23 protein-coding genes are annotated in these 24,219 nt (G+C 62.4%); 15 read left to right on the plus strand and 8 right to left on the minus strand.

Going from position 1 to position 24,219, the window contains the following annotated elements:
- Window positions 1-10 precede the first annotated feature (10 nt).
- From BUA36_RS03410 to BUA36_RS03425, 4 genes are all read left to right on the plus strand, one after another.
- Window positions 11-3,163, plus strand: coding sequence for an efflux RND transporter permease subunit (locus tag BUA36_RS03410; RefSeq protein WP_072781329.1), 3,153 nt, complete (start codon window positions 11-13; stop codon window positions 3,161-3,163).
- A complete protein-coding gene (locus BUA36_RS03415) occupies window positions 3,156-4,622 on the plus strand; it encodes an efflux transporter outer membrane subunit (RefSeq protein ID WP_139260336.1) in 1,467 nt (488 codons plus the stop codon). Before BUA36_RS03410 ends, BUA36_RS03415 begins: the two co-directional genes overlap by 8 nt.
- A 107-nt stretch (window positions 4,623-4,729) precedes the next feature.
- The gene (locus BUA36_RS03420; protein ID WP_072781332.1) at window positions 4,730-5,803 is read left to right on the plus strand and encodes a patatin-like phospholipase family protein; all 1,074 of its coding nucleotides are present in this window, start codon (window positions 4,730-4,732) and stop codon (window positions 5,801-5,803) included.
- A gap of 94 nt (window positions 5,804-5,897) precedes the next feature.
- The gene (locus BUA36_RS03425; RefSeq protein WP_072781571.1) at window positions 5,898-7,619 is read left to right on the plus strand and encodes a methyl-accepting chemotaxis protein; all 1,722 of its coding nucleotides are present in this window, start codon (window positions 5,898-5,900) and stop codon (window positions 7,617-7,619) included.
- Here the strand turns inward: BUA36_RS03425 and hemW are convergent.
- Genes hemW through BUA36_RS03440 form a run of 3 tightly spaced genes read right to left on the minus strand, consistent with a single transcriptional unit; the run spans window position 7,616 to window position 10,504 of the window.
- Window positions 7,616-8,866 carry a radical SAM family heme chaperone HemW gene (gene hemW / locus BUA36_RS03430; protein WP_072781334.1) on the minus strand — a complete coding sequence of 417 codons (1,251 nt, stop codon included), beginning with the start codon at window positions 8,864-8,866 and terminating at the stop codon, window positions 7,616-7,618. The two genes, BUA36_RS03425 and hemW, sit on opposite strands and share 4 nt — an antisense overlap.
- Window positions 8,863-9,450, minus strand: a complete 588-nt coding sequence (gene rdgB / locus BUA36_RS03435) for an RdgB/HAM1 family non-canonical purine NTP pyrophosphatase (protein ID WP_072781336.1) — start codon at window positions 9,448-9,450, stop codon at window positions 8,863-8,865. Before rdgB ends, hemW begins: the two co-directional genes overlap by 4 nt.
- Window positions 9,451-9,496: 46 nt before the next feature.
- The gene (locus BUA36_RS03440; protein WP_072781337.1) at window positions 9,497-10,504 is read right to left on the minus strand and encodes an NADP-dependent oxidoreductase; all 1,008 of its coding nucleotides are present in this window, start codon (window positions 10,502-10,504) and stop codon (window positions 9,497-9,499) included.
- Window positions 10,505-10,606: 102 nt separating this feature from the next.
- Between BUA36_RS03440 and BUA36_RS03445 the strand changes: the two genes are divergently transcribed.
- Together BUA36_RS03445 and BUA36_RS03450 are read left to right on the plus strand one after the other, a co-directional pair.
- Complete coding sequence (locus tag BUA36_RS03445) at window positions 10,607-11,503, plus strand: LysR family transcriptional regulator (protein WP_072781339.1); 897 nt, start codon at window positions 10,607-10,609, stop codon at window positions 11,501-11,503.
- A gap of 102 nt (window positions 11,504-11,605) precedes the next feature.
- Complete coding sequence (locus BUA36_RS03450) at window positions 11,606-12,175, plus strand: RBBP9/YdeN family alpha/beta hydrolase (RefSeq protein WP_072781341.1); 570 nt, start codon at window positions 11,606-11,608, stop codon at window positions 12,173-12,175.
- On the opposite strand, the gene rph is transcribed toward BUA36_RS03450, so the two are convergent.
- From rph to BUA36_RS03465, 3 genes are read right to left on the minus strand one after another with little or no spacing between them, the layout of a single operon-like run.
- Complete coding sequence (gene rph, locus BUA36_RS03455; protein ID WP_072781343.1) at window positions 12,144-12,872, minus strand: ribonuclease PH; 729 nt, start codon at window positions 12,870-12,872, stop codon at window positions 12,144-12,146. The two genes, BUA36_RS03450 and rph, sit on opposite strands and share 32 nt — an antisense overlap.
- A 10-nt stretch (window positions 12,873-12,882) precedes the next feature.
- Window positions 12,883-13,830: a PP2C family protein-serine/threonine phosphatase gene (locus tag BUA36_RS03460; RefSeq protein WP_072781344.1), complete on the minus strand. Its 948-nt coding sequence runs from the start codon at window positions 13,828-13,830 to the stop codon at window positions 12,883-12,885.
- Between the two features lie 24 nt (window positions 13,831-13,854).
- The gene (locus BUA36_RS03465; protein WP_072781346.1) at window positions 13,855-14,853 is read right to left on the minus strand and encodes a serine/threonine protein kinase; all 999 of its coding nucleotides are present in this window, start codon (window positions 14,851-14,853) and stop codon (window positions 13,855-13,857) included.
- 88 nt (window positions 14,854-14,941) lie between these two features.
- Here BUA36_RS03465 and BUA36_RS03470 point away from each other — a divergent pair, with 88 nt between their 5' ends.
- Both BUA36_RS03470 and BUA36_RS03475 read left to right on the plus strand, forming a co-directional pair.
- On the plus strand, window positions 14,942-15,832 hold the full coding sequence (locus BUA36_RS03470) for a YicC/YloC family endoribonuclease (protein ID WP_072781348.1): 891 nt from the start codon (window positions 14,942-14,944) through the stop codon (window positions 15,830-15,832).
- A gap of 139 nt (window positions 15,833-15,971) precedes the next feature.
- Window positions 15,972-16,358, plus strand: a complete 387-nt coding sequence (locus tag BUA36_RS03475; RefSeq protein ID WP_072781349.1) for a nuclear transport factor 2 family protein — start codon at window positions 15,972-15,974, stop codon at window positions 16,356-16,358.
- Here the strand turns inward: BUA36_RS03475 and BUA36_RS03480 are convergent, their stop codons facing one another.
- On the minus strand, window positions 16,359-16,646 hold the full coding sequence (locus tag BUA36_RS03480) for a putative quinol monooxygenase (RefSeq protein ID WP_072781351.1): 288 nt from the start codon (window positions 16,644-16,646) through the stop codon (window positions 16,359-16,361). It abuts the gene before it with no gap.
- A 49-nt stretch (window positions 16,647-16,695) separates the two neighbouring features.
- On the opposite strand from BUA36_RS03480, the gene BUA36_RS03485 reads away from it, so the two are divergent.
- From BUA36_RS03485 to BUA36_RS03500, 4 genes are all read left to right on the plus strand, one after another.
- Complete coding sequence (locus BUA36_RS03485; protein ID WP_072781353.1) at window positions 16,696-17,439, plus strand: DUF72 domain-containing protein; 744 nt, start codon at window positions 16,696-16,698, stop codon at window positions 17,437-17,439.
- An 82-nt stretch (window positions 17,440-17,521) separates the two neighbouring features.
- Window positions 17,522-18,160 (plus strand): guanylate kinase, encoded by a 639-nt coding sequence (gmk, locus tag BUA36_RS03490; protein WP_072781354.1) that lies wholly within the window; start codon window positions 17,522-17,524, stop codon window positions 18,158-18,160.
- Between the two features lie 30 nt (window positions 18,161-18,190).
- A complete protein-coding gene (rpoZ, locus tag BUA36_RS03495; RefSeq protein WP_005665923.1) occupies window positions 18,191-18,394 on the plus strand; it encodes a DNA-directed RNA polymerase subunit omega in 204 nt (67 codons plus the stop codon).
- An 83-nt stretch (window positions 18,395-18,477) separates the two neighbouring features.
- Window positions 18,478-20,814: a RelA/SpoT family protein gene (locus tag BUA36_RS03500; RefSeq protein ID WP_072781573.1), complete on the plus strand. Its 2,337-nt coding sequence runs from the start codon at window positions 18,478-18,480 to the stop codon at window positions 20,812-20,814.
- 276 nt (window positions 20,815-21,090) lie between these two features.
- On the opposite strand, the gene greB is transcribed toward BUA36_RS03500, so the two are convergent.
- Complete coding sequence (gene greB / locus BUA36_RS03505; RefSeq protein ID WP_072781356.1) at window positions 21,091-21,657, minus strand: transcription elongation factor GreB; 567 nt, start codon at window positions 21,655-21,657, stop codon at window positions 21,091-21,093.
- A 49-nt stretch (window positions 21,658-21,706) separates the two neighbouring features.
- Between greB and BUA36_RS03510 the strand changes: the two genes are divergently transcribed.
- From BUA36_RS03510 to BUA36_RS03520, 3 genes are read left to right on the plus strand one after another with little or no spacing between them, the layout of a single operon-like run.
- Window positions 21,707-22,267, plus strand: coding sequence for a hypothetical protein (locus BUA36_RS03510; RefSeq protein ID WP_072781358.1), 561 nt, complete (start codon window positions 21,707-21,709; stop codon window positions 22,265-22,267).
- 9 nt (window positions 22,268-22,276) lie between these two features.
- Window positions 22,277-23,455 carry a sensor histidine kinase gene (locus BUA36_RS03515; protein ID WP_072781360.1) on the plus strand — a complete coding sequence of 393 codons (1,179 nt, stop codon included), beginning with the start codon at window positions 22,277-22,279 and terminating at the stop codon, window positions 23,453-23,455.
- Between the two features lie 46 nt (window positions 23,456-23,501).
- Window positions 23,502-24,149, plus strand: coding sequence for a response regulator (locus BUA36_RS03520; protein WP_072781361.1), 648 nt, complete (start codon window positions 23,502-23,504; stop codon window positions 24,147-24,149).
- The last annotated feature ends 70 nt before the right edge of the window (window positions 24,150-24,219 follow it).

Genomic DNA, 24,219 nt, shown 5'->3' on the forward strand with positions numbered 1-24,219 from the left:
GGGAGCCCACATGGCCAAGTTCTTCATTGACCGCCCGGTCTTCGCATGGGTCATCGCCCTGTTCATCCTGCTGGGCGGGATGCTGGCGATTACCGTGCTGCCGGTCGCACAGTACCCCACCATCGCCCCGCCATCCATCGTGGTGACGGCAACCTACCCTGGCGCCACCGCGCAAGTGCTGGACGACGCCGTCACCAGCGTCATCGAACAGGAGATGAACGGCGCCGACGGCCTGCAATACGTCGAATCGCAAAGCGAAGCCAATGGCGCCGTCACCATCACCGTCACCTTCGTCCCCGGCACCAATCCCGACCTGGCGGCGGTGGACGTCCAGAACCGCATCAAGCGCGTGGAATCGCGCCTGCCGGCCGCCGTCACGCAGCAAGGTGTGCAGGTCAACAAAGCCCGTTCCAACATCCTGATGTTCGTCGGCCTGACCTCCACCGACGGCCGCCTCGACCCAACGGGCCTGGGCGACTACATGGCGCGCAACGTCGTCAATGAAATCAAGCGCATTCCCGGCGTCGGCCAGGCGCAGTTGTTCGGCACCGAGCGCGCCATGCGTATCTGGGTCGATCCGCAAAAACTGCTCGGCCTGAAAATGACCATGGCCGACGTCACCGCCGCCATCCGCGCGCAAAATGCGCAGGTCACCTCCGGCACGCTGGGCGACCTGCCCAGCCCTGCGCAGCAAACCTTCTCGGCGCCGATCGTGGTGACGGGCCAGCTGTCGTCCACCACCGAGTTTGGCGAGATCGTCCTGCGCGCCAATCCCAACGGCTCGCTGGTGCGGCTGAAAGACGTGGCCCGCATCGAAATGGGCGGCGCCAGCTTCAACATCAGCGCACGCCTGAATGGCGCACCGTTTTCGGCAATTGCCGTGCAGCTGTCGCTGACCGGTAACGCGCTGCAAACCGCCACCGCCGTCAAAGACAAGATGGAGCAGCTGTCCAGATACTTCCCGCCTGGCGTCAAGTACACCATCCCTTACGACACCTCGCTGTTCGTCAAGATCTCGATTGAAGAAGTGGTCAAGACCCTGCTGGAAGCGGTGGTGCTGGTGTTCCTGGTAATGTACCTGTTCCTGCAAAACATCCGCTACACGCTGATCCCGACCATCGTCGTGCCGGTGGCGCTGATGGGTACCTTCGCCGCCATGCAGCTGTTTGGCTTCTCCATCAACGTGCTGACCATGTTCGGCATGGTGCTGGCGATCGGCATTCTGGTCGACGACGCCATCGTGGTGGTGGAAAACGTCGAACGCATCATGAGCGAAGAAGGCCTGTCGCCGCGCGACGCCACGCGCAAGGCCATGGGCCAGATCACCGGCGCAATCATCGGCATTACGCTGGTGCTGGTGGCCGTGTTCATTCCCATGGCCTTCTTCGGCGGCGCCGTAGGCGCCATCTACCGCCAGTTCTCGCTGGCGATGGTGTCGGCCATGCTGTTCTCCGCGCTGATGGCGCTGACGCTGACGCCGGCGCTGTGCGCCACCATGCTCAAGCCGGTGGAAGCGGGACACCACCACGAGAAGAAAGGCTTCTTCGGCTGGTTCAACCGCAAGTTCGCCGTCACTGCGACCGGTTACCAGGGCGTGATTGCCAACATCCTCAAGCGCACCGGCCGTTACCTGATGATCTTCGCGCTGCTGTGCGGCGTGGTGGGCTGGCTGTATGCGCGCCTGCCATCGTCGTTCCTGCCCAACGAAGACCAGGGCTACCTGATCGCCAACGTCCAGCTGCCGGCGGGCGCATCGACCAGCCGCACGCAAGCCGTGCTGGCGCAGGCCGACGCCTACTTCCGCAAACAGCCCGGCGTGGCGCGCACCATCGCCGTGGCGGGCTTCTCGTTCTCCGGCAACGGCCAGAACGCGGGCCTGGTGTTCATCCCGCTCAAAGACTGGAAAGAGCGCGGACCGGATGAATCGGCACAGGCGATTGCACAGCGCGCGTTTGGCGCACTGTCCTCGATCCCGGACGCCATCATCTTCCCGCTCAGCCCTCCGCCGATCCGCGAACTCGGTAACGCCACCGGCATCACCGCGCGCCTGCAGGACCGCAGCGCACAGGGCCACGATGCGCTGATCGCCGCGCGCAACCAGCTGCTGGGTCTTGCCGGCAAAAGCGACATCCTCAAAGGCGTGCGTCCCGAAGGCCTGGAAGATGCGCCGCAGCTGCAGGTGGACATCGACCGCGAAAAAGCCAATGCCCTGGGCGTCTCGTTTGCCGACGTCAACGCCATGATGTCCACCGCGCTGGGCTCCTCCTACGTCAACGACTTCGCCAGCTCCGGCCGCCAGCAGCGCGTGATCGTGCAGGCCGACGCGCCACGCCGCCTGCAACCGCAGGACATCATGCAGCTCAACGTGCGCAGCGCCAGCGGCACCATGGTGCCGTTCTCCTCGTTCGCATCGTCGCACTGGATACAAGGTCCGGTGCAGCTGGTGCGCTACAACGGCTACCCGGCCATCAAGCTGACCGGCGACGCCGCGCCAGGCCGCTCCACCGGCGAAGCGATGGCGGAACTGGAACGCCTGGCGCAACAGTTGCCGCCGGGCTTCGGCATCGAATGGACCGGCCAGTCGCTGGAAGAAAAAACCTCCGGTTCGCAAGCGCCGATGCTGTTTGCGCTGTCGCTGCTGGCCGCCTTCCTGGTGCTGGCCGCGCTGTATGAAAGCGAATCGATCCCGATTGCCGTGCTGCTGGTCGTGCCGCTTGGCGTGCTGGGTGCGCTGCTGGGCGCCTCCTTGCGCGGCCTGCCGAACGACGTCTACTTCAAAGTCGGCCTGATCGCGATTATCGGCCTGTCGGCCAAAAACGCGATCCTGATTATCGAATTCGCCAAAGACCTGCAGGCACAGGGCAAAGGCCTGATCGAAGCGACGCTGGAAGCCGTGCACCTGCGCTTCCGCCCCATCATCATGACCTCGCTGGCGTTCATCCTCGGCGTGCTGCCGCTGGTGATCGCCACCGGCGCGGGCTCCGCCAGCCAGCGCGCCATCGGCACGGGCGTGATGGGCGGGATGATTACCGCGACCGTGCTGGCCGTCTTCCTGGTGCCGGTATTCTTCGTGGTGGTCCGCAAAATCTTCAAGGGCAGCGAACGCCAGCGCAAACTGGCCGCACATGAACTGAACGACAAACACCATGAAACCTATGACTAAGCCCGTTCCCTTCGCAGGCGCGCCGCGCGCCGCATTGCTGACCGCTGCGCTGCTCGGCGCATCGCTGCTGTCCGCATGCTCGATGGCGCCGACCTACGAACGCCCTGCGGCGCCGGTGGCAGCGGCCTTCCCGTCCGACAGCGCCGGCGCCGCCTCGCGCACCAGCGTACCGTTGCCGCTGGCTGCCAACGCCAGGACCGCCGTCGATACCGGCTGGCGCGACTACTTCACCGATCAGCGCCTGCAATCGCTGATCGCCGCCTCGCTGGAAAACAACCGCGACCTGCGCACCGCCGTGCTGCGCATCGAAGAAGCGCGCGCGCTGTACAACGTGCAGTCGGCCGACCGCCTGCCCAACGTCAATGCCAGCTTCGGCGAAACGCGCGCCAAGACACCGGCCTTCCTGTCGTCCACGGGCCAGACCACCATCGGCAAACGCTACGACATCGGCGCCTCGGTCTCCGCGTTTGAACTCGACTTCTTCGGCCGCGTAAAAAGCCTGAACGACGCCGCCCTGGCCAGCTACCTGGCCACCGAAGAAGCACGCAGCGCGGCGCAGATCGCGCTGGTGTCGCAAGTCGCCCAGGCCTACTACACCGAACGCGCCTACGCCGAACAGTACGCACTGGCGCAGCAAACCTACGAAGCGCGCGCGCGCACCTACAAGCTCACGCAGCAGCGCGCCGAAGTCGGCGCCTCATCGCGCCTCGACCTGCGCTCCAACGAAACGCTGATGGAAACCGCACGCGCATCCGCGTTGACCTTGGCCCGCCAGCGCGCACAGGCCGAAAACGCACTCACGCTGCTGGTCGGCCAGCCACCGGCATCCGCTGCCAGCGGCGCCATGCCGACCGACGCCCAACTCGACGCCCTGAACGCGCTGCCGGAAGGCCTGCCATCCGACCTGCTGACACGCCGTCCCGACATCCGCAGCGCCGAGCAGCGCCTGAAATCCGCCAGCGCCAACATCGGCGCCGCGCGTGCCGCCTTCTTCCCGCGCATCAGCCTGACGGCAGCAATCGGCAGCAGCAGCCCATCACTGCATGGTCTGTTTGACAGCGGCTCCGGCAGCTGGTCCTTCGCGCCACAACTGACGCTGCCCATCTTCGACGCCGGCCGCAACAGCGCCAACCTGACACTGTCCGAAGTACGCAAAAACATCGCCGTCGCCGACTACGAAAAAACCATCCAGACCGCGTTCCGCGAAGTGGCGGACGCACTGGCCGCGCGCGACTACCTGGGCGAACAGGTCAACGCCCAGCGCGCAGTGCAGGAAGCGCAAGCCGACCGGCTAAAACTGCTGCAACTGCGCTTCGACAACGGCGTCGCCAGCACACTGGACGTGCTGGACGCCCAGCGCGAACTATTCAGCGCCCAGCAATCGCTGGTGCAGGCCCGCCTGCTGCGCACCACCACCGCCATCGACCTCTACCGCGCCCTCGGCGGCGGCCTTCGTTAACCTCCGGGGTCAGGTCCGTCATTTCTACACGGCCTCTGCTGTAGCGCTGTCCCTACAGCAGAGGTCGTGTAGAAATGACGGACCTGACCACGGATTAGGAATATTGCATGAGCTCACCTATCACGATTCGTCTGGGCCAGCGGGCCAGGCAGCGGATTGCGGCCGAAGGCTTGCAGGCTGCTGATATTGCGATCGTCCCCGCCGCCGCCGGCGGTCCCAAGGGGCTGATTCTGCATGGGCTGGATTGCTGGATGTTTGGTGAGTTTTTCAGGCACGCGCCACGCCAGCGCCGTCTCGTCGGCGCGTCGATTGGCGCCTGGCGCATGGCGGCGTCGGCGTTTGATGATCCGGTCGCCGCGCACAAGCGCCTGGCGCGGCTGTATGCCGGCCAGCGCTATCCGGACAAGGTGACGCCGGATTATGTCAGCCGCACTTGCCGCGCCCTGCTCGATGAGGTGCTCGATGGCCGTGTCGCCGAGCCGCTGCAGCATCCCCACCATCACCTTTCGGTGTTGACGGTGCGCGGTATCGGCAGGCTGGCCAATACCCAGGGCACGCGTTGGCGCGAAATGGCCGGCTTCCTGATGGCCGCTGCCGGCAACGCCATGTCGCGCAACCGTCTGGCGGCGTCGATGGAGCGGGTGATCTTCCATCACCAGCGTGACGATGCGCACTGGCTGCGTGATGGCTTCGATGCCTTCTCCAGCCACTTCGTCGGCCTGTCTGAAGCCAATCTGCGTGATGCGCTGCTGGCCTCGGGTTCGATTCCGCTGGTGCTGGAAGCGGTCACCAACATCGCTGGCGCACCCGATGGCGCTTACTGGGACGGCGGCTTGATCGACTATCACCTGCATCTGCCCTACCAGCGCGATCCCGGCCTGGTGCTGTACCCGCACTTCAACGATTACATCGTTCCGGGCTGGCTCGATAAATCCATGCCCTGGCGCCGCGCCAACGATCACGCGCTGGAGAATATGATTCTGGTGTCGCCGTCGCCGCAATTTGTCGCCACACTCCCCAACGCCAAGCTGCCCGACCGCAAGGACTTCAATGTCTATGGCCAGGACCACGACCGCCGCAACCGCGACTGGTTGCAAGCCGTCGGCGAAAGCGAACGCATGGCCGAGGCCTTTGCGCGCTGGGCCGAAAAACCGGACCTGCATCTGACCAGCAGTTTCTGACTGTTCTCAAAAAGCAACAGAAGTTAGCAAAAGCGCCGTTTCGGCGCAGGACAGGCGCATACTTGTATCCCGCATGCTGGAGGGAGTGAAGATCATGAACGTTCTGTCGCAAATGCGTATCGGTACCCGCCTCGCTTTTGGCTTTGCCGTGGTACTGCTGCTGGCGATCCTTGCCACTTCGGTCGCGCTGGTCAACGCCCGCGCCAACGCCCAGGCCACGCGCGCCATGATGGAGCAGCCGCTTGCCAAGGAACGCCTGGTGTCCGACTGGTATGTGCTGATTTATTCCGCTATCGCCCGCACCGCGCTGATCGCCCGCAGCACGGACGACAAGCTCTCCGACACCTTTGCCGAGACCATCAGCGCCAGCACCAAGCGTGGCAGCGAGCTGCTGGGCCAGATCAAGGAGCTGCTGGCCACGGATGAAGAACGCAAGATGTACGAAGAGATCACTGAACTCCGCAGCAAGTATCAAAAGTCTAAAACGGATGTGATGAACGCGCGCAAAGCCAGCGACGCGGCCAAGGCCGAGCAGCTGTTCAAGGATGCCTTTACGCCTTCCGCCGACGCTTACCAGAACCGCGTGAAGAGTTTCCTCGCCATGCAGCGCAAGGCGATCGACGATACCGCGCATGCCATCGATGCGGCCAACAGCCGCGCCAACAGTTTGCTGATGCTATTGGCCTTGCTGATGGTGAGCATAGGCTCTGTCGCCGCCTGGATTATTTCGCGTTCGATCACGGTGCCGCTAAAATCCGCAGTGGACATCGCGGCCACGGTGGCCAACGGTGATCTGACCACGCAGTTCAATGCGCAAGACAACAAGGATGAAATCGGCGATCTGATGAAAGCCCTGCGCGGCATGAATGATGCGCTGCGCGAGGTGGTCAGCCAGGTGCAGGTTGGCACCAACACCATCGCCACCGCTTCCAACCAGATCGCTGCGGGGAATATGGATCTGTCGCAGCGCACCGAGGAGCAAGCCAGCTCGCTGGAGGAGACCGCGTCGTCGATGGAAGAACTGACTTCCACCGTGCGCCAGAATGCGGAAAACGCCAAGCAGGCCAACCAGCTGGCGCAAGCCGCTTCCAGCGTGGCCGAGAAAGGCGGCGACATCGTCGGCCAGGTGGTGAACACCATGGGTTCCATCAATGACTCTTCGCGCAAGATTTACGACATCATCAGCGTCATCGACAGCATCGCCTTCCAGACCAACATCCTTGCCCTGAACGCGGCGGTGGAAGCCGCGCGTGCCGGTGAACAGGGGCGCGGCTTTGCAGTGGTGGCGTCAGAGGTGCGCAATCTGGCGCAGCGCTCGGCCGGTGCGGCCAAGGAGATCAAGGAATTGATCGGTAATTCGGTGGAACAGGTGGGCATCGGCTCCAAACTGGTGCAGCAGGCTGGCAGCACCATGGACGATGTGGTGGCCAGCGTGCGCCGCGTTACCGACATCATGGGCGAGATTACCTCGGCCAGCAGTGAGCAGAGCATCGGCATCGATCAGGTCAACACGGCGATCACGCAAATGGATCAGGTGACGCAGCAGAATGCCGCGCTGGTCGAACAAGCCGCTGCCGCCGCAGCCAGCATGCAGGAACAGGCGACACGCCTGGCGGACGTGGCATCCTCGTTCAAGCTGGGGAATGAAGGCTTGCATGGCGCATTGACAGCACCTGCGCCAGCCCCCCGCAAACTGGCCGCAGCACAGCCGGTTGTTGCGGCGAAAGGCGCTGCCGCCAAACGCCCTGCACCGCAGCTGGCCAGCGCCAGCAAGCCCGCTGCCGTTGGCAGCGACAAGGAATGGGAAGAGTTTTAACCCTTCAGGAACATCTCTTGCAGATCATTGAGGAAGCGCTGGCCTAACACGGTCGGCTTGATGATCTTGTAGTCGCGATAGAGCAGGCCCTTGGCTTCGGCTTCGTTGAGGGTCTTGTCAATCGCGTTGATGCTCATGCCGGTACGCTCGCTGAACAGGTTGGGATCAAAGCCCTCATGCAGGCGCAGCGTGTTGAGCATGAATTCAAAGCCCATGTCCTCGCGCTCGATCTCGTATTCTTCCTGGATCGGTGCGCCCAGCTTCACCTGCTCCATATAGGCCTTGGGCTGCTTGTAGCGCGCCTGGCGCAGGATGCGGTGCGGGAACGACAGCTTGGAGTGCGCACCCGCGCCGATGCCGAGGTAATCGCCAAACTCCCAGTAGTTCAGATTGTGGCGCGCGCGGTGGCCCTTCTTCGCGTACGCTGAAATCTCGTACTGTTCGTAGCCGTTGGCCTTGGTCAGTTCGGCGATCATGTCCTGCATGTCAGCGCTGGCGTCGTCGTCGGGCAGCGTTGGCGGATACTTGGCAAACAGCGTGTTCGGCTCCATCGTCAGATGGTACAGCGACAGATGCGGTGGATTGAAGGCCATGGCCGTCTCCACGTCCTGGCGCGCTTCTTCCAGCGTCTGCGACGGCAGCGCGTACATCAGGTCCAGGTTGAAGTTATCGAAGTTGGCGAGGGCGATTTCCACCGCGCGTTTGGCTTCGTTGTCGTCGTGGATGCGTCCCAGCGCTTTCAGGTGGCGCTCGTTAAAGCTCTGAATGCCGATCGACAGGCGGTTCACGCCACTCGCGCGGTAGGACTTGAACTTTTCCGCTTCGAAGGTGCCAGGGTTGGCTTCCATCGTGATCTCGCAATCGCTGTCCAGCGGCAGCAAGGTGCGGACGTCGGACAGCAGGCGATCCAGCCCGGCGGCCGACATCAGGCTGGGCGTGCCGCCGCCAATGAAGATGGTGTAGATCTTGCGGCCCCAGATCAGCGGCAAGGCCTGTTCCAGATCGGCGCGCACGGCGTCGAGGTATTCCTGTTCCGGGAAGGCGCCGCCATCCTTGGCTTCGTGCGAATTGAAATCGCAGTACGGGCATTTGCGCACGCACCACGGGAAATGGATGTACAGCGACAGCGGCGGCAACGCCGTCAGGTTCAGCGCACCGCCTTGCAGGTATTTCGCAGCGACGCCCGCAGACTCGCTGATGTCGCGCGCTGGCTTGGTGCTTGCGCCGACGACTTTAATCGGGATCATTTTTTCAGCTTTTCTACCAGGGCGCGCAATGCCTGGCCGCGGTGCGACATGGCGTTCTTTTCATCGGCACTGAGTTCGGCAGCGCACTTGTCCAGCGACGGGATGTAGAAGTACGGGTCGTAGCCAAAGCCGCCATTACCGCGCGGCGTATCGATCATGACGCCGTTCCAGCGGCCGTCGGCGATCACCGGCTGAGGGTCATCGGCGTGGCGCACGAACACCAGCACGCAGTAGTAGTACGCGGACTTGTCTTCATGCTTCGCCAGCTCGGCGATCATTTTTTCGTTGTTGCGGGCGTCCGATTTCGGTTCACCGGCAAAGCGGGCCGAATACACCCCCGGGGCGCCGCCCAACGCATTGATGCACACGCCAGAATCATCGGCCAGCGCAGGCAAGCCTGTCAGACGCGCGGCGTGACGGGCCTTTTGCAGTGCATTTTCGACAAACGTGTGAAAAGGTTCATCTGCTTCAGGCACGTCGTATTCGCCCTGCGCGTGGACGGAGAAACCCACGGTGGACAGCAGTTCGTTGAATTCCTTGAGTTTGCCGGCGTTGTTGGAGGCGAGGATCAGGCGTTGGGTCATGGTGAGTCGGCGACATAAATTCGATGAAGCCGACATTGTAAACCCTTTAGCCCTGCGCCACCTTCAGTACCAGTTTGCCGTTATTGGAACCATCGAACAGCTTCTGGAAGGTTTCAGGGAGGGTCTCCAGGCCCGTCACCACGTCTTCACGCGTTTTCAGCTGGCCGGCGCGCAGCCAGCCCGCCATATCGGTGATGGCTTCTTTCGCGCGCGGGTAGTAGTCGGCCACCATCACGCCGCGCAGCGTGGCGCGCTTGACCATGATCTGCAGGTAGTTGGCCGGACCGCGCGCCTGCTCCAGATTGTTGTACTGCGAGATGGCGCCGCAGATCACCACGCGGGCGTGCATGGCCAGGTTGCCGAGCACCGCATCCAGAATCTCGCCGCCGACGTTATCGAAGAACACGTCCACGCCTTGTGGACAGTGCTGCCTGAGGGCCTTGGCCACATTTTCGGACTTGTAGTCGATAGCGGCGTCAAAGCCCAGCTCTTGGACCAGGTAGCGGCACTTGTCTGCACCGCCGGCGATGCCGACCACGCGTGCGCCCTTGATCTTGGCGATCTGGCCCACCGTGGCGCCTACCGCGCCAGCTGCGCCGGAAACCACCACCGTTTCACCGGCCTTCGGCTGGCCGACATCCAGCAGGCCAAAGTAGGCGGTCATGCCGGTCATGCCCAGCGTGCCAAGGAACAGCGGCAGCGGCGCCAGTGCAGGATCCACCTTGAACAGGCCCTGGCCGGTGGAGATGGCGTATTCCTGCACGCCCAGCAGGCCGGTAACATGGTCGCCCACCGCAAACGCTGCATTGCGCGAATCGATCACGCGGCCGGCAGCAATCGCGCGCATCACATCGCCCAGCGCGACTGGCGGCATGTAGGAGTTTTCGCTGGCGTTCATCCAGCCGCGCATGGCCGGGTCGAGCGAAATGTAGGCGGTCTGGATCAGCACTTCGCCATCGGCCAGGGCGCGCACTTCCTCACTGCCATAGGCGAAGTCACTGCGTTTGACGGCGCCTGCAGGGCGGCTGGTGAGACGGAATTGATGATTCAGCATGGTGGACCTCTTAAAGATGGAATGAAGCCAGTATAGACCGCACTCCGGCGCTTGATTAGTCATCAATGAGGCGATACATTGTTGACCAGACAGGGACAATTTATGCTAAATCCACAGCGTCTGGCGATTTTCGCCACCATCATCAAAGTCGGCAGCATCAGCGCGGCGGCGGCCCAGCTCCGCATCGGCAAATCCGTGGTTTCGCGCCAGCTGGCCAGGCTGGAAGAGGAACTGGGCGCGCGGCTGATTCAACGCTCCACGCGCAAGCTGGCGCTGACCGAGATAGGCGACCAGGTGCTGCAACAGGCCCGCCAGATCGAGCGGGCATTGGGCAATATCGAACAGCTGACCGACCAGCACCAGCAACAGGTGCGCGGCCTGCTGCGCGTCTCCAGCTCCATCGCCGCGCGGCGGCCGCTGGTACCGTTGCTGGCGGAGTTTGCGCAGCGCTACCCGGAAGTGAAGATTTCGCTGCAACTGGAAGACCGCATCGTGGACCTCATCGATGAACAGATCGATGTGGCGATACGCACTTCCAGTCTGGTCGACTCCTCGCTGGTCGCACGCAAGCTGGCCGAGAACCGCAGCGTCATCGTCGCCGCGCCCAGCTATCTCGCCCGCGCCGGTACGCCGCAGACCCCGGAAGACTTGCGCGATCACGCCTGCCTGCTCTACACGAATGGCGGCCGGGTATTCGATGAATGGACTTTCGTCGGCAAGGAAAACATCTACGCCGTGCGTGTCGATGGCCCTTTGCAGATCAATGACGGCGGCTCGCTGGTCGGCGCGGCCGTGGCGGGAGCAGGCATATTGCGCGTGCCCGTCGCGCTGGCGCGCAAGGAGCTGGCGGAAGGTTCGCTGGTGCAGGTGCTGGCCGATTGCCCGCTGCCGCAAGGCCCGGCAACCTACGCGGTGTATCCCGCGCGTGAGTTTCTGGCGTTGAAGACGTCGGTGTTTATCGACTTCCTCAAGGAGCGCATGAATCAGGCTTCCAGCTGATGCATGGCCGCCACCGCCACGCGCACAATTCATCGGCTTCACCATGGGATGGCGGGCAGATTAACGGGCATACTGGATGCGGTCAACCACCAAGGAGTGTGCATGTCTGTATTGATCGTGCCGGGAATCGGCAATTCGGGAGCGGAGCATTGGCAAACGCGCTGGCAGGAAAAATACGCGGACATTACCCGCATCGCGCCGGCAAGCTGGGATGCGCCGGAATGCGACGACTGGGTCGCGGCAATTGAACGTGCGGTGCAGGCCAGCGGCCCGCAAACGCTGATTGTCGCGCATAGCCTGGGATGCCTGGCCGTCGCGCATTGGGCGCACAGTCGCGTCACCGGCGGCGCGGCTACAGACACAAACGGGATTGCCGGTGCGCTGCTGGTTGCAGTGCCTGACCCTGATGGCCCGGTCTTCCCTGGCGCCGCCCGGGGATTCGCGCCGCTACCAACACAGCGCCTGCCCTTCCCCTCGCTGATCGTCGCCAGCGACGATGATCCGTACGCCAAGGCTGACTACGCACAGCGCTGCGCACAAGCCTGGGGCAGCCGTTTATACCGTATCGGCAAGCGAGGCCACATCAACGCCGCCAGCGGCTTGGGCGATTGGCCCGAAGGCTGGCGGCTGCTGGAAAGCCTTACAGGCCCAGGGTCTGCTTCTGCAGTTTGACGAGATCCGCAATACCGGCCTGCGCCAGGTCCAGCAGACGGTTCATGCCTTCACGGTCGAAGGCCGCGCCTTCCGCCGTGCCCTGCACTTCGATGAAGTGGCCGGCATCGGTCATCACCACGTTCATGTCGGTATCGCAGCCCGAGTCTTCGATGTAGTCCAGATCCAGCACTGGCGTGCCTTGATACACACCGACCGAAATCGCAGCGACAAAATGCTTGAGCGGGATCGCAGGAATGGCGCCGCGCGCGACCAGCTTGGAGAACGCGTCATACGCCGCCACCATGGCGCCGGTGATCGATGCGGTACGGGTGCCGCCATCGGCCTGGATCACGTCGCAGTCCAGGTGCAGCGTACGTTCGCCAAACGCTTCCAGGTCGAACGCCGCACGCAGCGAGCGGCCGATCAGGCGCTGGATTTCTTGTGTGCGGCCGGACTGTTTGCCCTTGGCCGCTTCGCGGTCCATGCGGCTGTGGGTCGAGCGTGGCAGCATGCCGTATTCGGCGGTCAGCCAGCCCTGGCCTTTCCCTTTCAGGAAGCCTGGCACTTTCTCTTCGATGCTGGCGGTGCAAATCACCTTGGTGTCGCCGCATTCGATCAGCACCGAACCTTCGGCGTGTTTGGTGTAGTCACGGGTCATGCGCAGGGTGCGCAGCGCATCGACGGCGCGGCCGCTAGGGCGGGTTACAACGGTCATACAGTTTTCCTTATTTGAGGATTTGGGAAGATTTTTCGATCGCACCGCGAATCTCCGCGATGGCTTTTTCTATTTCGTCGTCATCGAAGGCGTCGGCTTCGGCCGATGCTGCTTCGGGCGCGGGCGTGTCGCGGATGGTGGTGCTGTGCAGGCCTTCCGGCAGCGCCTCGGTAGAAATCACCGTCGCCGTTACCGGGTCGTCCATGCCATCCACCACCGAACTGCCCTGCCACATGATGGCCAGCGCGGTGACATTGTCGCTGGCATCGCCCGCAGCGCGCAGCGCGGCTTGCAGTACATCCGGCACGGCGCGCACCACGGTGTGCGCGTGCATGCGGGCCACCAGCTCATCGTCCGGCAGCATAGACCACAAACCGTCGGAACACAACAGCACCAGATCGCCCGGCAGCAGACCGGCGCCACCGCCTACCTCGATGCGCGGTGGCGTGTCGGCGCCGAGACAGTTCCACAGCTTGTTGCGGTCCGGGTGCGTGGCGCGTTCGGACGGCAGCGCCAGGCCTTTGGCGATCAGGTTTTCCACATGCGAGTGATCGCGCGTGCGGGCAAGGATCTGACCACTGCGCATCCAGTACAGGCGCGAGTCGCCGCAATGCGCCCAGGTCGCAGTATTGTGCTGGACCAGGCAGGCGACGATGGTGGTGCGCGGCGTCTCCGGCAACTCGTGCGTGTGGCGGTACTGGTGGATGTCGCGGTGCGCGGCCTGAAACGCCTCTTCCAGAAAGCGCTGCGGCTTTTTCACATAGGGCTGCGCCTGTTGCTGGAACAGCGTGGAGATGGTTTGCAGCGCCACCGTGGCGGCCACCTCGCCGCGCAAATGCCCGCCCATGCCGTCGGCCAGCACCAGCAGCAGCGCGTCGCGCGTGAAGCTGTAGCCCATGCGGTCCTGATTCACCTTGCGGCCGCCGATGTGACTTTCCTGGTACACGGAGAATTGCATGGCGACGTCCTTATCGAAGCGGAATCAGATCAGGGTATCCGGACCGGCCTTGGCCCGCGCTGTACTGCTGCCGCCCAGGCGCCCCAGCAGACCGCGCAACCGGTCTAGCATGGTGGCCGGTGGCGGCGCCGGTGCGGCTGCGGGCTCCTTTTCCTGCAGCGCCTTCTGCACCGCGAACAGGCTTTGAGGACGATCCAGCGGTTCGACCTCCAGACACCAGCGCACCAGCTTGACCAGCGCCGGCGAATACTGGCCTTCCAGCTTGTCGAAATGGCTGGCCATTTTGTCTTCGGTCTTGCGCTGGTCGGCCGGCTGTGGCGGCGAACCGACCATGCAGGCAAAGATCGACGCGCCGATGCTGTAGATATCGGTCCACGGTCCCATGCCGGTCTTGGCGTACAGCTCGGGCGGCGCAAAGCCGGGCGTGTACATCGGCGTCAGCGTCGGCATATCTGTGTTGACGGTTTGACGCGCCGCACCAAAGTCCAGCAGCATGGGCGTGCCGTCGGTGCGCAGATAGATATTGGCGGGTTTCAGGTCCAGGTGCAGCAGCTTGTTGGCGTGGACTTCGCGCAGGCCTTTGACCACCTGGGTAAAAATGGTGCGGATAAAAAGTTCGCCTACTTTAACGCCCTTGCCGCGCTGCCGCTGGATGTGCTCCTGCAGCGAGTGGCCGGATTCGTAGGCCATAACCATATAAACCGTTTCGTGCGCGCGGAAGAAATTGAGCACGCTGACCACATTGGGGTGGGAGATGCGGGCCAGCGCCCGGCCCTCCTCAAAAAAGCACTTCAAGCCGATGCGGAACACGGCAAGATTGGCTTTGGAGACCGACGGAACCAGCTCGCCCTCCTGCCGAAGTGCCAAAGAACTAGGCAAATACTCCTTGATTGCGACAGCGACACCGTCAGTATCGTACGCAAGGTAAACAATACTGAACCCACCGGACGCAATTTTCTTTACAATGCGATATCCAGCAATTTCCAGACCATCTGGTAAGGGGGCGTTGTTTTGTGCAGCCATAAGGTTCCTCGCCTCAACAACCGGATTGTGTGGATAAATCACTGTTTTGTAAAGATTAAATCGGGGATATCCATTGAGCATTTCCAGCATGACGGGCTACGCGGTCGCCACCAGTGAAAGTGCGGCGGGAACACTGACTATTGAAATCAAGAGTGTGAACTCGCGGTTTTTGGACTTACAGTTCCGAATAAACGACGATTTGCGTGCGCTTGAACCCGATTTACGCTCAGCGATCATGGGCGCCATCACCCGTGGCAAGGTCGAACTGCGCCTGAGCTTCGGCCGCAAGGCCGCGACAACGGGCACGCAGGCGCTGAATCTGCCGCTTTTGACCGAATTACAACGCTTGCAGGGCGAAGTCGGCGGCTTGTTCCCGGGCGTGCAAACGATGTCAGTTGCTGAGCTGCTGCGCTGGCCGGGTGTGATTGAAGAGGCGCAGATCGGCCAGGAGTCGCTGCAGGCGGACGTCGCCATCCTCGCCGGCCGCACGATTGAAGCGTTTGTGCAGAGCCGCCAGCGTGAAGGCGCGGCGCTGGAAGCCATGCTGATTTCGCGCATCGAGGCGATGGAAGCCATTGTCAAGCGCATTACGCCGCTGATTCCGCAAGTGGTGGCGGCGTTCCAGCAGAAGGCGGTGGAACGCATGCAGGATGCCTTGGGTCTGGCTTGCCAGGGGTCGAATTCGGCGCTGTCGCGCCAGGATGCGCTGGAGCGCATTCGCCAGGAAGTGATCTTGTACGGCATCCGTATCGACGTCGCCGAAGAGCTGGGCCGCCTGTCGGCGCACCTGACCGAAACCCGTCACATCCTGAAAAAAGGCGGCCAGGTCGGCAAACGCCTGGACTTCATGATGCAGGAACTGAACCGCGAAGCCAACACGCTGGGCGCGAAAGCCTCGGTCAAGGAACTGGCCGATGCCTCGATGGAGCTCAAGCTGCTGATCGAGCAGATGCGCGAACAGGTGCAAAACCTGGAATAAATCCAAGGAGCTCCGGCTCCTTTTTTAACGCCCGGATTATTCACCCATATGCACAAAGCATTCGGCGTTAGCGGATTTATCCAACAATGATGTAGCGCTACAGTGGAGCCATACCAACTTCCACTGAAAGCGAAACATCATGAAAAACGCCAGCCAATTACTCAACGCCTATCTGGACAACATCCAGGACCCTGCCGCTGCAGCGGCGCTGTTTGCCGATGACGGCGTACTGGAACTGCCGACACTGGGCGCCAACGTCCGCGCGGTCGGCCCGGCCGCCATCGAGGCGTTTATCGGCGGCCTGCTGAAGAAAGTGCCGGACTTCCGTTTCAAGGACGTGCAGCTATTCATTGAAACCGGCGACCAGGCTTTTGGCGAATACAGTGTCGAGGTTGAAGTGCCCTCCACCGGCAAGCTCTACAAACAAACCTACGCCGGGCGGCTGGTCGCCAAAGACGGCAAAATCCAGCTGCTGCGCGAAGCCCTTGACACCCTGGCCGCCGCCAAGGCCTTCTCGCCAGACTAGTTACAACACCTGGTTCAGCTTGACGATCTGCACATCAGCTTTGCCGCCGATGGTCTTGACCAGCTCCTGGAAGTGCGGCGCGGCTTCATGTTCGGCCAGCGCGGCGGCGTCGCGCCAGGCTTCGAGCATGACGAAGCTGGCGTGGTTGCCCAGGTCCACATGCAGGTCGTAGCGGATGCAGCCCGCTTCCGCGCGGCTCAGGGGCACAATCTTCTCCAGCGCCTCGCGCACCAGTACTGCGTTGCCATCCTTGGCGGTAATGGTGGCGACGACGATCAGGTCTTTCATGGTATATCCCGGTGTAGACTTAAACCTCGATACTATCAGGAGACGGAAGATGGCGCAGATCAGGGCTGGCATCGGCGGTTGGGACTTCGCTCCGTGGCGCGAGACCTTCTATCCGAAAGATGTGCCGATCAAGAAGCAGCTTGAATACGCCAGCACGCAAGTCACCAGCATTGAAATCAACGGCACCTTCTACCGCACCGCCAAGCCCGAACATTTCGCCAGCTGGGCCGGGAAAACGCCTGACGATTTCGTCTTCTCCGTCAAGGCCACGCGCTACGCCACCAACCGCAAGGTGCTGGCCGAAGCGGGCGAATCGATCCAGCGATTCATGGACAGCGGCCTCACGGAACTCGGCGACAAACTTGGCCCCATCCTGTGGCAGCTGGCCAACACCAAGCAGTTCGATCCCGACGACCTCGAAGCCTTCTTCAAGCTGCTGCCTGCCAAGCTAGGCAAACGCAAGCTGCAGCACGTGCTGGACGCGCGCCACGACAGCTTCCTCAACGAGGACTATTTCAAGCTGGCGCGCAAATACAAGATCGCGACCGTGCTCACCGACTCGCCCAAATTCCCCAACTTTACCGAGCTGACCGGCGAGTTTGCCTACGCCCGCCTGATGGACGCACAAAGCGGCATCGGCACCGGCTACACCAAGCCGGCATTGAAGAAATGGGCCACCCAGGCCACGCACTGGCAGGCGCAGGCGAAGTCCGGCCAGGTCTACGTTTACTTCATCAACGGCGCCAAGGAACGCGCGCCCGCCGCAGCGCAGCATTTCCTCTCCCTCCTGTAAATTGAACTCTCGCCGTTGCTCTTGGTAAAATACATCTTTGGGCGACGGAAAAGTCGCCCGCTGACGTTTTTGAAAGATCAACATGAGCTCAACCAACGCATTCTCGGGCAGCCTGTTTGTCGTCGCCGCACCGTCTGGCGCCGGCAAGTCCACGCTGGTCAACGCGCTGCTGGCCAAGGAACCGACCATCAAGCTGTCGATTTCCACCACCACCCGCGCGCCGCGTCCGGGCGAAACCCACGGCAAGGAATACTACTTCACCACCGCCGACGACTTCATCGCGCGCACCAAGAACGGTGAATTCCTGGAGTGGGCTGAAGTGCACGGCAATTACTACGGCACTTCGCGCCTGATGGTGGAAGAACAGATGAAAACCGGCACCGACGTGCTGCTGGAAATCGACTGGCAAGGCGCGCGCCAGGTCAAGAAACTGTTCCCGCAGGCGGCCGGCATTTTCATCCTGCCGCCATCGATCGCCGCGCTGGAAGAACGCCTGTACAAACGCGCCACCGACGAGCCGCACGTGATCACCAAACGCCTGCTGGCGGCGGGCGGCGAAATCGCCCACGCCCCCGAGTTCGAGTATGCTATTATCAACGAAGAATTCGACGTAGCGCTGTCGGAACTGACGGCGATCGTCCGAGCAGCCCGTTGCCGGTTTGCGCAACAAGCGGCACGCAACACCTCGCTCTTTGCCCAGCTGGGCATCCACGCTGAATAAATAAATACACAAGATTTTTAGGAGTTATAGATGGCCCGCATTACGATTGAAGATTGTCTGAAAAACGTCCCTAACCGTTTCCAGCTGACCCTGGCCGCGACCTACCGCGCACGCCAGCTGCTGCAAGGCCACACCCCGAAAGTGGAAGCCAAGGACAAGCCGACCGTGGTCGCCCTGCGTGAAATCGCCGCCGGCAAAGTCGGTCTGGAAATGTTGAAGAAAGTCCCAATGTAAGTTGGGACCGCGTTCCCGAACAATGTGAATGATGCGGTTTAGCAGTAGTATTGGACATTCCCATCGTGACGGAACGCAACCGTATGAATCTGATCCCTGCAGATCCGACATTAAGTGCCAAGCCCGCCCGGGCGAAACGGCCGACCAAAGCGTCGGCCGCGGCCATGTCTGGTCATGATGCAGGGGATAGCACCGCCAACGCACTCGCACCACCAGCCTCTCCCCCTGCACCTTCTGTGATCTCCTCGTCGCCCCTGGCCACGCCTCCTGCCCTGACGGCCGGTGTTGCGTCGGTGTCCCATCTGACTGAAAAACTGGCTGAGTACATGAACGCCGCCGACCTCAAAAAGGTCAAGGAAGCGTATCGCTTCTCGGACGAAATGCACCTCGGCCAATTGCGTAAATCCGGCGAGCCTTACATCTCACACCCGATCGCGGTCGCGGAAATCTGCGCCGACTGGAAGCTCGATGCGCAAGCCATCATGGCCGCGCTGCTGCACGATGTGATGGAAGACCAGGACGTCAAGAAGGAAGAGCTCATCGAGCGCTTTGGCGCGCCCGTGGCCAATCTGGTGGACGGCTTGTCCAAGCTGGAGAAAATCGAGTTCCAGAGCCAGATCGAAGCGCAGGCGGAAAACTTCCGCAAGATGCTGCTGGCCATGGCCTCGGACGTGCGCGTCATCCTGATCAAGCTGGCCGACCGCCTGCACAATATGCGGACCATGGACGTGATGGCGCCCGCCAAAAAGGCGCGCATCTCCAAGGAGACCATGGAAGTGTATGTGCCGATTGCGCACCGCCTCGGCCTGAACAACATCTACCGCGAACTGCAGGACCTGTCGTTCTCGCACCTGTTCCCGCTGCGCTACCGCACGCTGGCCAAGGCGGTCAAGGCGGCGCGCGGCAACCGCCGCGAAGTGGTCAAGAAGATCCTGGAATCGGTCAAGAACACGCTGACCATGGCCAATATCGAGGCCGAAGTCTACGGCCGCGAAAAGACCCTGTTCGGCATCTACAAGAAGATGCGCAGCAAGCACCTGTCGTTCTCGCAGGTGCTGGACGTGTATGGCTTCCGCGTGGTGGTTGACAGCTTCCCCAACTGCTACGTGGCGCTGGGCACCCTGCACTCGCTGTACAAGCCGATGCCGGGCAAGTTCAAGGACTACATCGCAATCCGCAAGCTCAACGGCTACCAGTCGCTGCACACCACGCTGATTGGCCCGTACGGCACGCCGGTGGAGTTCCAGATCCGCACCCAGGAAATGCACCGCACCGCCGAATCGGGCGTGGCGGCGCACTGGCTGTACAAGAACGGCGACGCCAATATGTCGGACCTGCAGCAGCGTACCCACGCCTGGCTGCAATCGCTGCTCGACATCCAGCAGCAGACCGGCGACTCGGCCGAATTCCTCGAACACGTCAAGGTCGACCTGTTCCCAGATTCGGTGTACGTGTTCACGCCCAAATCGAAAATCATCGCGCTGCCGCGCGGCGCCACGCCGATTGACTTTGCGTATGCGATCCACACCGGCATTGGCGATCACACGGTATCGGTCACCATCAACAACGAGCCGGCGTCGCTGCGCACCGAGCTGCGCAATGGCGACATCGTCGAGATCGTGACGGACACGGAATCGCGCCCGAGCCCGAGCTGGCTGTCGTTCGTCCGCACCGGCAAGGCGCGGTCGGCGATCCGCCACCACCTGCGGACGATCAACCTGCCCGAGTCGATCGCGCTGGGCGCGCAGCTGCTGTCGCAGGCGCTGACCTCGCTGGGCATCAGCCCGGAGCTGGAAGACCATCTGATCGAGCGCCTGCTCAAGGAGTCGAGCGCCAAGTCGCTGGACGAACTGTACGCCGACATCGGCGTCGGCAAGCGCATGGCGGCGCTGGTGGCACGCCATATCTTTGGCCTGCGCGGTGGCGAATCGGTCAGCGCACCGGTGGACCACAACAGCGCATCGGAACTGGACCCGGTCACCATCTGCGGCAGCGAAGGCGTATCGGTGCAGCTGGCGCCGTGCTGCCTGCCGATACCGGGCGACTCCATCATCGGCCAGCTGCGCCGCGACCAGGGCCTGCTGGTGCATACCGCCGACTGCACCCTGGCCAAGCGCCAGAAGGCCAAGGAGCCGGACCGCTGGATCGCCGTCAAATGGGGCACGGAGCTGAACCGCCGTTTCGACAGCCGCATCAAGCTGCTGATCAACAACGAGAAAGGCATCCTTGCGCGCGTGGCGGCGGAGATCGGCGAATCGGACGCCAACATCACCTACGTCGGCATGGACGAGGACAAGGAACACGTGCTGCACCAGCTGCGCTTCACGGTGCAGGTCAAGGACCGCGTACACCTGGCCGGCCTGCTGCGCAACGTGCGCCGCGTGGCCGGCGTCAACCGCATCCTGCGCGAGCGCAGCTGACCCCGCACTGCCACGCGGGGTCTGCCCCCTAAGTGATAAATCATGCGTATCGCTTAAGATTGCGGGGTAGGACGTTGATGGGCCGCGACAAACTCTTTATCCCCCAATATCCCGCTATTGCTGACAAGTCAGCAAATACGCCTCTGTCTGCGCATCGTCCACACTCATCAGCAAATGCACGTGATTACTCATCAACACGTACATGACGGGTCATGGCGTCTCTCCCAAGTGTTTTTGCTACGCCAGCAAACTTGGGAAGCTACTCGCTGATACCACTCAATCGGCTACCGGCGCAGGATAACGGACCTCAAGGATGTCCAGCTCTTCCACGCCATTTGGCGCCTGGAAGGTGATGGTGTCGCCTTCGCGCGCCTTGGTCAGCGCCCGCGCCACCGGCGCCACCCAGCTGATCTTACCGTTCAGCGGGTCCAGCTCATCAATACCGACGATGGTGATGGTGCGTTCTTCGCCATGCTGATTGCTGTACGTGACGGTGGCGCCGAAGAATACCTGGTCGCTGCCATAGTGCGCGCTGGGATCAACGATGGCCGCTGAATCCATGCGCTTGGTCAGGAAGCGGATGCGGCGGTCGATCTCGCGCAGGCGGCGCTTGCCGTAGATGTAGTCGCCGTTTTCCGAGCGGTCGCCATTGGAAGCGGCCCAGTGCACGATCCTTACCACCTCGGGACGGTCGACATCGATCAGCTGCAGCAGCTCATCCTTGATGCGTTGGTAGCCTTCCGGGCGGATGTAATTCTTGGAGCCGGCCGGGATCGCCAAAGCCAGTGCTGCGGCTTCGTCATCATCATCGCCGTCCGATTCTTTGACAAATGCTTTATTCATACAGGCTATTGTAACGGCTTTCACGTATCATGCTGTCAAAGGAACAAGCATGAGATTACTCTATCGCCTCCAACGCTGGCTGCTGGCGCCGCTGGTTTATCTGGCCGCGCTGCTGCTGTTACTGGAAGACTGGTTGTGGAATATCGGCGCCAGCATCATGAACCGGCTGGCGCAATGGCCGCCGCTACACCGGCTTGAGGCCTGGATCTGCGGTCTGGGTCCGAAAGCGGCGCTGGTGCTGTTCGTGCTGCCCGCCACGCTGCTGTTTCCCGTCAAGCTGCTGGCGCTGTGGGCGATGGCGCACGGCCACCCCGTGCTGGGGCTGACCGTGATCGTGCTGGCCAAGCTGGGCGGCGCGGCGGCCGTCGCCCGGCTGTATCTGCTGACGCGGCCGGTGCTGCTGACCATCGTCTGGTTTGCCGCGCTGCTGGCCTGGTTCCTGGCCTTGAAAGAACGCTGGATCGCGCGTTTGCGCGCCACCCGCGCGTGGCGCAAGGTCGATGCGCTGCGTAAGGCATTGCGCCACTGGCGCCAGCACGCGGTGCCCCGACCGCGCAGCTGGGTCGCGCGCTTCCGCCGGCTGTTGAAGCGCTTCCGGCACACAAGATAAAATGGCTACATGAGCGCAGCTTCCCCACATCCCAACGACAGCCAGGCCCTGGTGGCCGAACTGGAACAAGTCCGCGCGCGTTTTGCCGCCATCGTCTCCAATACGCCGGGTCTGGTGTACCAGTTCATCCTGCATGGCGATGGCCAGGTCAGCTTTCCCTACCTCAGCGACGGCTGCCAGGCGCTGCTGGGCCTGACGGCGGCCGAGCTGCACGCCCATCCCGGGCGCTTTCTGGCGCTGATCCTGGAAGACGACCGCGCGTCCTATCTGGATGCCATGCACGCCTCTGCCACTGCGCTGTGGAGCTGGAACTGGGAAGGCCGGATCTGGGTCGATGCCTGGAAAGACGTCAAGTGGATCAACCTGCGCTGCACACCGCACGCGCTGCCGGCCGGCGCGGTGCGCTGGGACGGCATCATGACCAACATCACCGAAAGCAAGATAGAGCAGCTCGAAGTACGCCACTCGCGCGCGCGCCTGGCCGAGCTGAGCGCGCATACCGACCGCGTCAAGGAACAGGAGCGCACCCGCATTGCGCGTGAAATCCATGACGAGCTGGGCGGCAACCTGACCGCCATCAAGATGGCCGTCGCCATGCTGGCCGCGCGGCTGGACGGCGCCGATCCCGTGCTGCGCGAAAAAACCGACTACGTCGATGCCCTGGTCGACCGCACGATTGACGCGGTGCACCGCATCTCGCTCGACCTGCGCCCGGCCCTGCTGGACCTGGGCCTGGTGGCGGCGCTGGAATGGCAGGTCAAGGAGTTCGACAAGCAGACCGGCATCCACACCAGCTTCAGCGCCAACCAGCGCGACATCGGGCTGGACAACGACCAGGCCACCGCGCTGTTCCGCATCGCCCAGGAGGCGCTGACCAATATCGCCAAACACGCGCACGCCAGCAAGGTGACGGTCAAGCTGGCGCGGCTGCGCCACCATGTGAGCCTGAAAATCGCTGACAACGGCCGCGGCATCCGCCAGGCCGACCGCACCAAGGCTGACTCCTTCGGCCTGCGCGGCATGGCGGAACGCGCACGCGCGCTGGGCGGCACGTTGACGCTAAGCCACGCGAACGGCGGCGGCACCGTGGTGTCGATCAAAATTAAACGCGATACCGCGCGCGACAACCTCATTGCAGCGGCCGCTGGCGCTACAATAGCGGAAGAAAACATTTCCACCACGAAATAATGTGTCTTATCGCACACAAGCGGGACACAACAGGGTATAACGATTCATGACAGAAAAAGCCACCATCAAGGTCTTCATTGCCGACGACCACGCCATCGTGCGGGAAGGCTTGAAGCAAATCCTGGCCGAGACGCGCGACATTGTGGTTGCCGGCGAGGCCGAGAACGGGCTGGACGCCATCAAGCTGTTCCGCAAGTCCGAATGCCAGGTGATGCTGCTCGATATTTCGCTGCCGGACCGCAGCGGCATCGAGGTCCTCAAACAGATCAAGAAGGAAAAGCCGGAACTGGCGGTGCTGATGCTGTCCATGCACCGCGAGGACCAGTACGCCATCCGTTCGCTCAAGGCGGGGGCGGCCGGCTATCTGACCAAGCAGAGCGCGCCCAAGGAGCTGGTCAACGCCATCCGCCAGGTCGCCAGCGGCCTCAAGTACATCAGCGCGGCGCTCGCGCAGGAGCTGGCCAACCACGTCAACGATGACCATGAGGCGCCGCTGCACGAAACCCTGTCCGACCGCGAATACCAGACCCTGACCATGATTGCCTCCGGCAAAACCGTGGGCATGATTGCCAAGGAGCTGTCGCTGTCGGTGAAGACGGTCAGCGAGTACCGGGCCCGTCTTTTGGTTAAAATGAAGCTGAAAAACAGCGCCGAGCTGACCCACTACGCGATTAAAAACCAACTCATTGAATAAGCGAGGGTAAGATAGCAATACTTGGATGAAAGCCACCTTCCCGTCCCTGATCAAAGCATTGCCGGGCGGA

The organism is Duganella sacchari, assembly GCF_900143065.1.
In the GTDB taxonomy this organism is placed as follows: domain Bacteria; phylum Pseudomonadota; class Gammaproteobacteria; order Burkholderiales; family Burkholderiaceae_D; genus Rugamonas; species Rugamonas sacchari.

Bases quoted from the DNA above. Each gene is read 5' to 3' on its own strand.
- BUA36_RS03470 (WP_072781348.1), top strand. From the start codon at position 14,942: ATGACGGGCTACGCGGTCGCCACCAGTGAAAGTGCGGCGGGAACACTG.
- BUA36_RS03480 (WP_072781351.1), bottom strand. From the start codon at position 16,646: ATGAAAGACCTGATCGTCGTCGCCACCATTACCGCCAAGGATGGCAAC.
- BUA36_RS03465 (WP_072781346.1), bottom strand. From the start codon at position 14,853: ATGGCTGCACAAAACAACGCCCCCTTACCAGATGGTCTGGAAATTGCT.
- greB (WP_072781356.1), bottom strand. From the start codon at position 21,657: ATGAATAAAGCATTTGTCAAAGAATCGGACGGCGATGATGATGACGAA.
- BUA36_RS03520 (WP_072781361.1), top strand. From the start codon at position 23,502: ATGACAGAAAAAGCCACCATCAAGGTCTTCATTGCCGACGACCACGCC.
- rph (WP_072781343.1), bottom strand. From the start codon at position 12,872: ATGACCGTTGTAACCCGCCCTAGCGGCCGCGCCGTCGATGCGCTGCGC.
- rdgB (WP_072781336.1), bottom strand. From the start codon at position 9,450: ATGACCCAACGCCTGATCCTCGCCTCCAACAACGCCGGCAAACTCAAG.
- BUA36_RS03420 (WP_072781332.1), top strand. From the start codon at position 4,730: ATGAGCTCACCTATCACGATTCGTCTGGGCCAGCGGGCCAGGCAGCGG.
- BUA36_RS03500 (WP_072781573.1), top strand. From the start codon at position 18,478: ATGAATCTGATCCCTGCAGATCCGACATTAAGTGCCAAGCCCGCCCGG.
- BUA36_RS03450 (WP_072781341.1), top strand. From the start codon at position 11,606: ATGTCTGTATTGATCGTGCCGGGAATCGGCAATTCGGGAGCGGAGCAT.
- gmk (WP_072781354.1), top strand. From the start codon at position 17,522: ATGAGCTCAACCAACGCATTCTCGGGCAGCCTGTTTGTCGTCGCCGCA.
- BUA36_RS03425 (WP_072781571.1), top strand. From the start codon at position 5,898: ATGAACGTTCTGTCGCAAATGCGTATCGGTACCCGCCTCGCTTTTGGC.
- BUA36_RS03440 (WP_072781337.1), bottom strand. From the start codon at position 10,504: ATGCTGAATCATCAATTCCGTCTCACCAGCCGCCCTGCAGGCGCCGTC.
- BUA36_RS03445 (WP_072781339.1), top strand. From the start codon at position 10,607: ATGCTAAATCCACAGCGTCTGGCGATTTTCGCCACCATCATCAAAGTC.
- BUA36_RS03515 (WP_072781360.1), top strand. From the start codon at position 22,277: ATGAGCGCAGCTTCCCCACATCCCAACGACAGCCAGGCCCTGGTGGCC.
- BUA36_RS03485 (WP_072781353.1), top strand. From the start codon at position 16,696: ATGGCGCAGATCAGGGCTGGCATCGGCGGTTGGGACTTCGCTCCGTGG.
- hemW (WP_072781334.1), bottom strand. From the start codon at position 8,866: ATGATCCCGATTAAAGTCGTCGGCGCAAGCACCAAGCCAGCGCGCGAC.
- BUA36_RS03510 (WP_072781358.1), top strand. From the start codon at position 21,707: ATGAGATTACTCTATCGCCTCCAACGCTGGCTGCTGGCGCCGCTGGTT.
- BUA36_RS03475 (WP_072781349.1), top strand. From the start codon at position 15,972: ATGAAAAACGCCAGCCAATTACTCAACGCCTATCTGGACAACATCCAG.
- rpoZ (WP_005665923.1), top strand. From the start codon at position 18,191: ATGGCCCGCATTACGATTGAAGATTGTCTGAAAAACGTCCCTAACCGT.
- BUA36_RS03410 (WP_072781329.1), top strand. From the start codon at position 11: ATGGCCAAGTTCTTCATTGACCGCCCGGTCTTCGCATGGGTCATCGCC.
- BUA36_RS03415 (WP_139260336.1), top strand. From the start codon at position 3,156: ATGACTAAGCCCGTTCCCTTCGCAGGCGCGCCGCGCGCCGCATTGCTG.
- BUA36_RS03460 (WP_072781344.1), bottom strand. From the start codon at position 13,830: ATGCAATTCTCCGTGTACCAGGAAAGTCACATCGGCGGCCGCAAGGTG.